This is a genomic window from Marinovum sp. 2_MG-2023 (assembly GCF_030548265.1).
In the GTDB taxonomy this organism is placed as follows: Bacteria; Pseudomonadota; Alphaproteobacteria; order Rhodobacterales; family Rhodobacteraceae; genus Marinovum.
Genome location: NZ_JAUOSD010000003.1, coordinates 276,294 through 287,604 on the forward strand (window position 1 = coordinate 276,294; position 11,311 = coordinate 287,604).

Sequence of the window (11,311 nt, forward strand, 5' to 3'; positions counted from 1 at the left end):
TAAGGTTAACAGTCCAAGTAAAGTCGCCCGGATCTGTTAACTATTTGCCGCCATTGCTGCGGCAAATTGCTCGAACAAATAGAAACTGTCCTGCGGACCGGGGCTGGCCTCGGGGTGGTGTTGCACAGAATACACCGCGCGGCCCTCGGATTTCAGCGCAATGCCGCAGTTCGATCCGTCAAACAACGAGACATGCGTTTGCATCACGTTGTCCGGCAGGCTTGCGGCGTCGACCGCAAAACCGTGGTTCATCGAGGTGATTTCAACCTTGCCGGATGCCATATCCTTGACCGGATGGTTGGCGCCGTGGTGGCCGTGGTTCATCTTGATGGTCCGTCCACCAAGCGCCAGAGCAAGCATCTGATGCCCAAGGCAAATCCCGAAAATCGGCAGGTCGGTTTCCGAGATCAGCGTTTGGATCATCGGCACCGCATAGCTGCCGGTGGCCGCCGGATCCCCGGGCCCGTTGGACAGGAACACCCCGTCCGGTTGATGCGCCAGCACCTCTGCCGCTGTGGCGGTGGCGGGCAGCACCGTGACATCACATCCCGCCGAGGCGAGGCAGCGCAGGATGTTGCGCTTTGCGCCGAAATCCAGCGCGACAACCTTGTGTTTCGGGCTTTCCTGTTGGGCATAGCCATCCGGCCAGGCCCATCGCATTTCATTCCAACGATAACTTTGCGAACAGGTCACATCCAGCGCGAGGTCAAGCCCCTCCAGCCCTTGAAAGGCGCGGGCCTGCGCGATCAGCGCTTCGAGATCGAAATTGCCATCGGGATCATGGGCCAGCGCCACATGCGGCGCGCCCTGTTGGCGGATTGCACGGGTCAGCCGACGGGTGTCGATGCCACCAATGGCGATGCGGCCGCGTGCCGCCAGCCAATCGCCCAATTCCTGTGCCGCGCGCCAGTTCGAGGCATCGGTCGGCATCCATTTGACCACCATACCTTCGGCCACTGGATCGCCGGTTTCGTCATCCTCGGGATTGACGCCGGTATTGCCGATATGCGGGAAGGTGAAGGTCACGACCTGGCCGGCATAAGACGGATCTGTCATGATTTCCTGATAGCCGGTCATGGCGGTGTTGAAGCACAATTCCGCCACCTTGGTGCCGGTTGCGCCAAAACCTGTGCCATAGAAAACCGTGCCATCGGCAAGCGCGAGACAGGCTGTTGGGGTTTGATCGGCGCGCACGGTCATTTCGGCGATTCCATCCATCATGTCGGGTAAATTTGCCGGAACCTAAGGTCTGGCGCCAGCCGGGTCAAGGCCATTGGGCGTTCTGACACCAAATAGAGTTTCCTTTTCTTTACAGTGGGTTATCAAAATAATCTGACGGTTGCCAGCAATCGTTGCATGGCATATTGTGGTGACTTCGATTAACCCATGGGGATGGGACAACATGAGTTTACGCGCAGACATCAATTCAGCGCTCAAACAGGCCATGCGTGACAAGGCCGCTCAGCGGCTGTCAACGTTGCGTCTGATTAGTGCTGCCATCAAGGATCGCGAAATTGCCCTGAGAGGGGAAGGCGAGGAACAGACGGTCGAAGAGACCGATGTTTTGGCCATCCTTGGCAAAATGGTCAAACAGCGCCAGGAAAGCGCACGCACCTATGAAGAGGGTGGTCGGCTGGATCTGGCAGAGCGGGAATTGTCTGAAATCACCGTGATCGAAGAATTCCTGCCGCGCAAGCTTGGCGACGATGAAGTGGCCAAAGCAATCGACGGCGCCGTGAGCGAGGTCGGGGCGACCTCGATCCGCGACATGGGCAAGGTGATGGGAGAGTTGAAATCCCGTTACACCGGTCAGATGGATTTCGGTGCCGTCGGCCCGATGGTCAAAGACCGCTTGGCGCAGGCCTGATCGCGCGCGACCTGATCAGGCCTGATCTGGGCCGCGATGAATGGTTTTCCGACTTGGTATGACTGCAAGGTCATGCTGAGTCAGAGATCAAGCCGGGCCGAACACCAAACGGTGTCAGACATCAAAATCTGCACGCACTGCCGCGTCATCCGTGACGCGGTAGCGTTGCACGAAGCGTGTCTTGAAGCTGACACGGCCCCGGCGTGCACCAAAATTCTCACCGTGATTTAACAGGTATAGCACCTTGGGTGATTGCAACGGTGTCAGCGGCCGACCTGCCAATTGGGCGAGGTAAGGGAACATGCGGTGTTCATGTTGGCTCATCTCGCGCAGATAGTCGATCTCGACGGGGCCATTCGCCAGATCGAACCGGACGGCGGCGCAAGACCCACAGAGTTTCCAGAATGGTTTGCGCAACGGCATTGACCATCTGCGTGGCCCGGCCAAGGCAAGTGTCGCCGCGCCCTGATCCCACACATATCCGGTTTCGGCGAGGTAGCCTCCGGCGGCCTGATTGCCCAGCATTTCCTTAACCAGATCGGGATGGGCGATATCATCCGCATCAAAGGTCATGGCATAGCCCGCCGCAACCTCAAGATGCGGCAGATAGGTGGTTAGCTGCGCCAGCTTGTGCCATTTGTCATTGCCCGCGACCGGCGTATCAAACGGCAGAAACGTGATGCGGCGATCGTCGGGCAGGGAGGTTGGGCGGTCCTGTCCACAAACCACCGCCTGCCAGTTCGGATTCGACTGTCGCAAGAGGGCGGTCAGCGTGGCGGTCAATCTGGTGCAGGTGCCCTGCCAGTCCTGTACATGATGGCGGCCCACCAGCGGGATCAAAAAGACAACTTGCTGTGCCGGTTGTTTCGGCGGCGTCTGGCGTGCCTTCAGCGCGGCGCGTTCAGATGATTGCAGCATGCGGTCATGACGCAAAAGCCATTCCGCCCCCAGGACCGCGGCGCAGGTCCGTCGCCTGAACCGGGCGGATTTTGATGTTGCGGGGATTTGGGCCATCCAGCCTAGGCCATCCGATAGGGCAGATGGCGCAGCAGATCGCGGTAAAGCGCCTTCCGCTCATCTTCTGACAGAAATGTGCCGATCTCGACTTCACGTCCCGCACCGCTCAGGGTGACGTAATTTGGCACCGGACCTTCCGAGGTGTGCAAATGTGCCTTGGCCCAAAACGGATTGCAGGACCAGCTCTGATCCGGGCCCTTTGGATTTTGGCGGGTCAAGGATACCTCGGACGGGGTCAGGCGCAGCACCTCCAGGATCTGGCTGTTGCGACGATTGCGGTCCAGCGCGAACCAGACCCCGGCCAAGGCCAGCAACAGAAACGGCAACAACCCCCAAAGCAGTTTTGTGCCCAGCAGCCCATAGAGCGGCATGGTGGCGAAAACAAAAGTTGCCAGAAGAAACGCCGCATAGCCGCGCGCAGGCAGCGATTGATGCGGCCAGAGGCGCAACTCGGCCTCGTCAGATGCGGAATTGTTTAACCAGCAATAGGGCATGGCCAAGATATAGGTATCCGCGATTGCCGCGTCGATGGGAAAATGGGCCGATCAATATGAATTGGGCGGCGATTACCCAGACGTCGTGGCGCAGTGGGCCGTGCACTCGGTGTCGTCTGCTACCGTATCGGTGGGAAAGGTCAGGTTGGGCAGGTTCGGCATGGTAAAGGCCAGAACCGGCGCGGCGGCGACGGTGATCAAAAGGCCGGTCAAAGCGGGAATGGCGATTTTTTGAAACATGGGATTGGTCCGGGACTGCAATGCATGCGGACCTATCGCATGGGCCACCCACCACTGGCGTGCGGTGGGTCACATTTGTTAACGTTTCACGTTTTGGCCAGTTGTTCTGGCCCGTTGCGTTCGCTCACGTGGGCAAAAAAGAAAAGGCCCGCGAAATTCGCGGGCCTTGGTCATTTTCAACAGGGTGTCAGCAGCTTAATGCGCGTGACCTTTGTCCCAGTCTTCCTGCTTGGGCAGGATTTCGAAAGTATGCTCTGGCGGCGGTGTGGGCAGTGTCCACTCCAGCGTGTCGGCATATTCGTTCCAATAGTTGTTGCGGGTCTCTTTTGCGCCTTTCAGCAGAGCATGGGCAACAATGTAGAAGAACAACAGGAACGACGCGAAGGAGATGAACGCACCAACCGACGACCAGTAGTTCCAGGTGGCAAAGGCCTCTGGGTAGTCGATGTAGCGGCGCGGCATGCCCTGACGACCCAGGAAGTGTTGCGGGAAGAACGTCAGGTTCGCGCCGATGAAGAACATCCAGAAGTGCAGATGCGCGAGCGGCTCGGAATACTGACGGCCGGTCATCTTGGCGAAGTAGAAATAGATCCCCGAGAAGATCGAGAAGACCGCGCCCAAGCTCATCACATAGTGGAAGTGCGCCACGACATAATATGTGTCGTGATAGGCCCGGTCGACGCCAGCCTGCGACAGAACGATGCCGGTCACGCCGCCCACGGTGAACAGGAACAAGAAGCCCATGGCGAACATCATCGGTGCCTTGAACTCGATCGATCCGCCCCACATGGTTGCGATCCAGCTAAAGATCTTCACGCCGGTCGGAACCGCAATGACCATGGTGGCCATCATGAAGTAGCTCTGCTGGGTCAGCGACATGCCAACGGTGTACATATGGTGCGCCCAGACAACAAAACCCAGCGCGCCAATCGCGATGATCGCCCAGACCATCGGCAGGTAGCCGAACACCGGCTTGCGCGAGAAGGTCGAGATCACGTGGGAAATGATGCCGAAACCGGGAACGATCACAATGTACACTTCCGGGTGGCCAAAGAACCACAGGATGTGTTGATAGAGGATCGGGTCGCCACCGCCAGCAGGATCAAAGAAGGTCGTGCCGAAGTTGCGGTCGGTCAGCAACATGGTGATCGCGCCCGCCAGAACCGGCAGGGACAGAAGGATCAGCCAGGCTGTGACAAAGATCGCCCAGGAAAACAGCGGCACCTTGAACAGGGTCATGCCCGGTGCGCGCATGTTGAGGAAGGTGGTGATCATGTTGATCGCGCCCAGGATCGAGCTTGCGCCCGAAACGTGCACGGCAAAGATCGCCAGATCCATCGACAACCCGCCTTCTTTGACGGAGAGCGGCGGATACAGAACCCAACCCACACCAGAGCCCAATTGGCCGTTGCCGCCCGGCGAAACAACCGAACAGACCGCCAGCATAGTGCCGGCAAAATACAGCCAGTAGGACAGGTTGTTCATCCGCGGGAAGGCCATGTCCGGCGCGCCGATTTGCAGCGGCATGAAGTAGTTGCCGAAACCGCCGAACAATGCCGGAATGACGACAAAGAACATCATCAGGATGCCGTGACCGGTGATCAGCACGTTCCACAGATGGCCATTGGGCGTACATGTCGCATCCGAGGCGATCATGCGAGCGCCTTCCATACACATGTATTGTACGCCCGGCTCCATAAGCTCCAGTCGCATGTAAACGGTAAATGCCACCGAGATGAAACCCGCCAAAGCCGAGGTGATCAGGTAGAGAATCCCGATATCCTTGTGGTTGGTGGACATGAACCAGCGGGTAAAGAACCCACGCTGATCTTCATGCTCGTGGCCGTGAATGGCGGCGTCAGCCATGTCGTGCCTCCTGTAGACAAATCTGGGGCATACGCATGTGCGTACACCTGGAATCTAATCCGGTTCTAGAATGTGGCGGCGGTGACGGCAACGGGGGAGTTTGACGCAGATCAAGTATTTTTGTCGCAGCCGGTTGAAAATCAAGAACCGGCAAATGGATGCAGCGGTATTTTGCCGGGCGCGATTTGTCAGGGTGGGATGTTTCGGGGCGGGCCTGTCCGCTTGGGTTCACTGGCAAAACCGCTCTGATCGCGCGCCGATTACAAACGGGCCAGTTCCTGGGACATTTCTTGTGCGATCGCTTTTGCATCTATGCCGGGGCGCTGGGCCGACACCCGCAACCCCAGCAGATCGGATTGATACCGACGGGCGAGGGCGGCTGGCGACTGGTTGGATGTGATCAGCCCCTGGGCCTGTGCCGCGCGAAAGAGATCGGCAAAAGAGGCCTCCATCCGCCGCAGATGTGCGTCGGCCTGATCGGCAAGAGGGTGCGCATGGGCCTGAAGTTCCAGCAATGTCTTGGACAACATACAAGCCTTCGCGGCGGCCTGGGTGTTTTGCAATACCTGCATCGGAAAGGCCTGCAAGGCGCCAAGAGGGCCCTTGGCCTCTGCCAATGCCTTCAGCCGATCCTGACCGTCGGCGGCATAACGATCCAGCGCCAGTGCAAAAAGCGCATCCTTTGACCCGAATGCAGCATAGAAGCTGCCCGGCTTCATTTTCAATTCCGCCTCCAGATCCTTGAGCGATGTGCCGGCCCAGCCCCGTTTCCAAAACAGATCACGGGCGCGGTTGATCAGATCATCACGGTCATAAGAGGGTTTGCGGGGCATGGGTCACCAATTCTTGAACGATCGCTCAATTATATACTTGAGTGATCGCTCAAGAAAGCCTAAATGTCATCTCGAACATCAACCCAAAAGGACATCCCATGGCTCAGTTCCCCTCGCATGATCTCGATTCCGCCCCCGAAGCCTCCAAGCCGCTGCTGGAAAACTCGCAAAAGGCGTTTGGCCGTTTGCCGGGCCTGCACAAGGTGCTGGCAGAAAGCCCGCAGGCCTATGAAGGCTATCAGGTGCTGCACAAGCTGTTCACCGAAACCGAATTCGACGCGGATGAGATGACCGTGGTCTGGCAGGCGATCAACGTCGAGAACGAATGCCACTACTGCGTCCCGGCCCACACCGGTATTGCCAAGATGATGAAGGTCTCGGACGAGATTTCGAATGCGTTGCGCGATGAAACACCGTTGCCGACCGCAAAGCTCGAAGCGCTGCGGACCTTTACATTGAAAATGGTGCGCTCGCGCGGGAATGTCAGCGAAGAAGAGCTGCAGACATTCTTTGATGCCGGCTTCGGCCATCGCGCGGTTCTGGACGTGATTCTCGGCATCGCGCAGAAGACAATGTCGAACTACACCAACCACCTTGCGCAAACGCCGATTGATGATGTGTTCAAGCCGCTGGCCTGGACCCGTTCGGACAAACCTTTGGTCGCATGACCCCGTGATAGTGGTGCGGCGTTTGCCGTATTAGTGTCTGGCTCTCGCCCTCGGGCGGGGGCCTTTTTTGTTTTGTGTCAGGCTGGTTTGTGTCAGGTTGATTTATGTCAGGCTGATTTATGTCAGGCGATCTCGCCAAAGATCTCATCGAATTTGGCGCGTAGGGCCACATCCAGATCGTCCATGTTTACCGGCAACCCCAGATCCACCAGACTGGTGACCCCATGTTCGGTGATGCCACAGGGCACGATCCCGGTGAAATGCTCCAGGTTCGGCTCTACGTTGATCGACACCCCATGAAAGCTGACCCATTTGCGCAGGCGAATGCCGATTGCGGCAATCTTGTCTTCCTGTGGAGCGCCGGTTGCGGTCAGCGGTTTGTCATTGCGCTGGACCCAGACGCCAACCCGGCCTTCCCGAATCTCGCCCTTGACGTTGAAGGCATCCAGCGTTGCAATCACCCAATGTTCCAGCTGCTGGACAAAGCGGCGCACATCGCGACCGCGTTTGCCGACGTCCAGCATAACATAGGCCACCCGCTGGCCGGGGCCATGATAGGTATATTGCCCGCCGCGTTTTGACGTATACACCGGAAAACGGTCTGGATCGGTCAGATCCTCGATCCTTGCGGATGTCCCCGCAGTATAAAGCGGTGGATGTTCCACCAGCCAGATCGCTTCCTGCGCACGGCCCTCGGCAATGGCCGCGGCGCGGGTTTCCATGAATTGGACCGCGTCGTCGTATTCGGTCAGCCCGTCAGAGATTATCCAGTCTACCATGTTGTCGGATCTACACCGCCACCGGGGCGGGGAAAACCCGATTTTCGGTCATTCCGCCATGCATGCATGTGGCACCTGATACGCCGTTTGCTTCGATCCCGCGCAGCGACGTGAACGGAAATTAGGGTGGTTGAGAAAAATTCGCGATGGTGCAGGACTTTGCCCTTGGCAATGCTTTGGCAATTGGCTAAACCCCGCAAACCATTCAAAGTGTGCGGTCGTGGCGGAATGGTAGACGCGCAGCGTTGAGGTCGCTGTGGGGTAACACCCGTGAGAGTTCGAGTCTCTCCGACCGCACCAATTTTTCAGAACAATTGTGTCAGGTGGTTGTCTTTACAGACAAATTTCCGGCCTTGGGTGTGGGGCGAATGCTGCTTTTCTGAATGTTGCGATTCGACAGGATCGCGTGGGATGGCCCCCCGATGTATCGGGCCGCTTCGGATTTGACGGGCTTTCGCTTCAATGGATCAGGGCTGAGCCCATCGACCAAACCCTTGGGCCAATCTCATTGTGCTTGTCCTGTGGGGCGCGCGCGCGGCGGTAGATGAAACCGCAAAGCGCTGTCTGTAACCCGTCGAATTTTAAGCGAATTCGAATCGGACCCTTCGGATCACACGTCTCATAATTGAGCCCAATCACCTGCCTTGCACGCAATTGGTTCCATTTCGCAAACAGCGCATTGTGCGATAGTCTTTTTTTCCGCGACAGGAACGTGACGCTATAGGGTTGTGTGTCCCCATCAGGCCAGGATCTGCGGTCAGCTATACTTTCGAGAGTGTGCACCCGTATTGTGTATATATTTCATATCCTTAAGAGACACTTTCAGTTCCATTGAGATCAATTAAAACGGGTGTGGGCGACAGATTCGCGACCGTTATCAACTGTTTCCCGAATGAACACGGTCTATTTTTCAGACAATTTCTCCTTTGTTTGAGTTAAGCCAGACCATAATGTTGCATTGCTCGCTGGGGGGCGAAAAATTTGTTGGCCACGGGGGCGGCCGCTGAACCGTTATGCGTCGAAGGACGGATGGGATGTGTCAGGACAAAGTGCGTAGGTGCTTTGCTTGGCGCAAACAGGCGAGAATTGCCTGATGACATGCCCGTCCAGCTTTCGTCAGACGTGTGACACAATGATTGGCGGTATGCGACCCGAACGTTTTTTGAACGTCTGGGAAGCTGTCCTAAAGTGGAAGGTGATGGGGTCTATGATGCCTGATCTGTATCAAATCCGGGGCGCCCGGGGGCTCTCCGATAACAGGGGAATGCACGGGGTCCACAACCCGATGACGTGCGCCGACGGGATTGCTCCATCGAAGGGCGCAGTTGTGACACGTCTTTTGTATACGGCGCGGAAAGATCAAAGCGCAGAAGCGCAGGTCAACAGTTCCGGTAACCAGGTTGCGGGTCACACTGCTGTGACGGCAACCACGTTTGATTTTAACAGTACATGCGAAGGGGGGCGTTGTTAACGTGTCCGATAACATTAAAAACAATGAAGAAAATGGTGGCCCCAACACGGATGGCCTGGACGGAATCGTACAGGGCACAACGGGCGACGATACAATTGACGTCAGCTACACCGGCGACCCCCAGGGCGATATGGTCGACAACAGCGACAATATCTTTTCGACCGACCCGGAAGATTCCGAAGACGACATCATCCAGGCCGGCGACGGCGATGATTCCGTTCTTGCCGGTGACGGCGATGACTCGGTCGAGGGCGGCGAAGGTGGCGACACCCTGAAAAGTGGCGATGGCAGCGACACCATTAATGGTGGCGAAGGCAACGACGAGATTCAGACCGACAACGAAGATCCTGCCATTGACGCAGTGACCTTTCCAACCGTGCCGGTCGACGACGACCCGGAAAACGACCGCGATCTGGTTGACGGCGGTGCCGGCGATGACACCATCACAACCGGCGACGACCGCGACACGATCTTCGGCGGCGAAGGAAATGACGTCATCGAAGGCGGCATCGACGACGACAGCGTCGATGGCGGTGCGGGCAATGATTCCATCACCGATCTCCAAGGTGCCGACACAATCGACGGCGGCGCAGGCGATGATACCATCATTGCCGGAATCGACACCTTCTCTGATTACGTAGGCGACGATCCCAACCTGCCAATCGGTGGCGTGGCTTCGGACCCCAACATCGACGATGGCCGCGATCTGGTCTCTGGCGGTGACGGCAACGATTCCATCATGACCGGCGACGACGCGGACACCATCGACGGTGGCACCGGCAACGACACGATCAATGCCGGCATTGATGACGATTTCGTCGACGGCGGCGAAGGTGACGACAGCATTATTGGCGGTCACGGCTCGGACGAAATCTTTGGCGATGCGGGCGACGATTATATCGACGCAAGCGCGCAGACCAGCGCAACGCTGTTCAACAACGAACCCGATGCCACTGATCCGGTGCCGGACAACGACCGCGATTTCGTCGATGGCGAAGCGGGCAATGACACGATCCTTGGTGGCGACGACGACGATACATTGGTCGGCGGCGAAGGCGATGACGTCCTTGATGGCGGTATCGACGAAGATCTGCTGATTGGTGGCGAAGGTGCCGACACGATCTATGGCGGTGACGGGCGTGACACGATCTTTGGTTCCGACGTTGGCGACAGCATCGACGGTGGCGATGGTCCGGCCGGCGACGGCGCAGACGGTCTTCCCAACGATTGGGACACGCTTGATCTGACCAACTCTGTTCCGACCGGCGGGTCGATCTCGATCACCTATACTTCGGCGGATCAGGAAGACGGTACTGTCGAATACTTCGATGACACCGGCACATCGCTTGGCACGTCGACCTTCGAAGATATCGAAGTCATCATCGACCCGACACCGCCGTGCTTTACCCCGGGGACGACAATCGCCACCCCAACCGGCGAACGTCTGATCGAGGATCTGCGCGAAGGTGACCGGATCATCACCCGGGACAATGGCCTGCAGGAAATCCGCTGGATTGGCACAACCGAGCTGACCGGACATCAACTGGCACGGTCGCCGCATATGCGTCCGATCCTGATCCAGGCCGGAAGCCTCGGGCCGAACCTGCCGGAACAGGACATCCTGGTCAGCCCGCAGCACCGGGTTCTGATGAACAGCGACAAGGCGCAGCTCTACTTCGAAGAGCGTGAGGTTCTGGCCCCGGCCAAGCACCTGACCGATCTGGCTGGCGTTGACGAAGTGGGCACCTTGGGTGTGACCTATATCCACTTCATGTTCGACCAGCACGAAGTTGTCCTGTCGAACGGTGTCTGGACCGAAAGCTTCCAGCCCGGCATTCAGACACTGGACGGTCTGGGCGATGCGCAGCGTTCGGAAATTCTGGAACTCTTCCCAGAGCTGGACACAGTCGAAGGTCTGGAAGATTACACCGCCGCACGCCGGTCGCTGAAAAAGCACGAAGCAAGACTTCTGGCGCGCTAAGCGCCAGACATTCGATCACGGAATATGCAGCACTCCTCTGCCGATCCGTCGGCGGGGGACGCGAAAGGCCAGAGGCGGGAAACCGCCTCTGGTTT

At 57.8% G+C, this 11,311-nt stretch carries 10 protein-coding genes and 1 tRNA gene; 4 read left to right on the forward strand and 7 right to left on the reverse strand.

The features are described 5' to 3' along the window. Positions 1-36: 36 nt before the first annotated feature. Positions 37-1,200: a glutamine-hydrolyzing carbamoyl-phosphate synthase small subunit gene (carA, locus tag Q4577_RS05955; protein WP_303469872.1), complete on the reverse strand. Its 1,164-nt coding sequence runs from the start codon at positions 1,198-1,200 to the stop codon at positions 37-39. A gap of 202 nt (positions 1,201-1,402) precedes the next feature. Here carA and Q4577_RS05960 point away from each other — a divergent pair, with 202 nt between their 5' ends. Continuing rightward, entirely contained in the window at positions 1,403-1,867 is a 465-nt protein-coding gene (locus Q4577_RS05960) for a GatB/YqeY domain-containing protein (RefSeq protein ID WP_244686934.1), read from the forward strand. A gap of 114 nt (positions 1,868-1,981) precedes the next feature. Here the strand turns inward: Q4577_RS05960 and Q4577_RS05965 are convergent, their stop codons facing one another. The 5 genes from Q4577_RS05965 to Q4577_RS05985 all read right to left on the reverse strand — a co-directional run bounded on the left by Q4577_RS05965 (position 1,982) and on the right by Q4577_RS05985 (position 6,317). Then, the gene (locus Q4577_RS05965; RefSeq protein WP_303469770.1) at positions 1,982-2,785 is read right to left on the reverse strand and encodes a hypothetical protein; all 804 of its coding nucleotides are present in this window, start codon (positions 2,783-2,785) and stop codon (positions 1,982-1,984) included. A 101-nt stretch (positions 2,786-2,886) separates the two neighbouring features. Further along, positions 2,887-3,378, reverse strand: coding sequence for a DUF2244 domain-containing protein (locus tag Q4577_RS05970; RefSeq protein WP_244687675.1), 492 nt, complete (start codon positions 3,376-3,378; stop codon positions 2,887-2,889). Between the two features lie 72 nt (positions 3,379-3,450). Next, on the reverse strand, positions 3,451-3,618 hold the full coding sequence (locus Q4577_RS05975; RefSeq protein ID WP_303469768.1) for a hypothetical protein: 168 nt from the start codon (positions 3,616-3,618) through the stop codon (positions 3,451-3,453). Between the two features lie 195 nt (positions 3,619-3,813). Further along, positions 3,814-5,484, reverse strand: a complete 1,671-nt coding sequence (locus Q4577_RS05980; RefSeq protein ID WP_244686928.1) for a cytochrome c oxidase subunit 1 — start codon at positions 5,482-5,484, stop codon at positions 3,814-3,816. Positions 5,485-5,744: 260 nt separating this feature from the next. Beyond that, positions 5,745-6,317 carry a TetR/AcrR family transcriptional regulator gene (locus Q4577_RS05985; protein ID WP_303469766.1) on the reverse strand — a complete coding sequence of 191 codons (573 nt, stop codon included), beginning with the start codon at positions 6,315-6,317 and terminating at the stop codon, positions 5,745-5,747. A 98-nt stretch (positions 6,318-6,415) separates the two neighbouring features. Between Q4577_RS05985 and Q4577_RS05990 the strand changes: the two genes are divergently transcribed. Continuing rightward, entirely contained in the window at positions 6,416-6,985 is a 570-nt protein-coding gene (locus Q4577_RS05990; RefSeq protein WP_303469765.1) for a carboxymuconolactone decarboxylase family protein, read from the forward strand. A 122-nt stretch (positions 6,986-7,107) separates the two neighbouring features. Here the strand turns inward: Q4577_RS05990 and lipB are convergent, their stop codons facing one another. Continuing rightward, positions 7,108-7,764, reverse strand: a complete 657-nt coding sequence (gene lipB, locus Q4577_RS05995; protein WP_303469764.1) for a lipoyl(octanoyl) transferase LipB — start codon at positions 7,762-7,764, stop codon at positions 7,108-7,110. 214 nt (positions 7,765-7,978) lie between these two features. Between lipB and Q4577_RS06000 the strand changes: the two genes are divergently transcribed. Both Q4577_RS06000 and Q4577_RS06005 read left to right on the forward strand, forming a co-directional pair. Beyond that, a tRNA-Leu gene (locus Q4577_RS06000) sits at positions 7,979-8,064 on the forward strand. 1,172 nt (positions 8,065-9,236) lie between these two features. Beyond that, on the forward strand, positions 9,237-11,216 hold the full coding sequence (locus tag Q4577_RS06005) for a Hint domain-containing protein (RefSeq protein ID WP_303469763.1): 1,980 nt from the start codon (positions 9,237-9,239) through the stop codon (positions 11,214-11,216). The last annotated feature ends 95 nt before the right edge of the window (positions 11,217-11,311 follow it).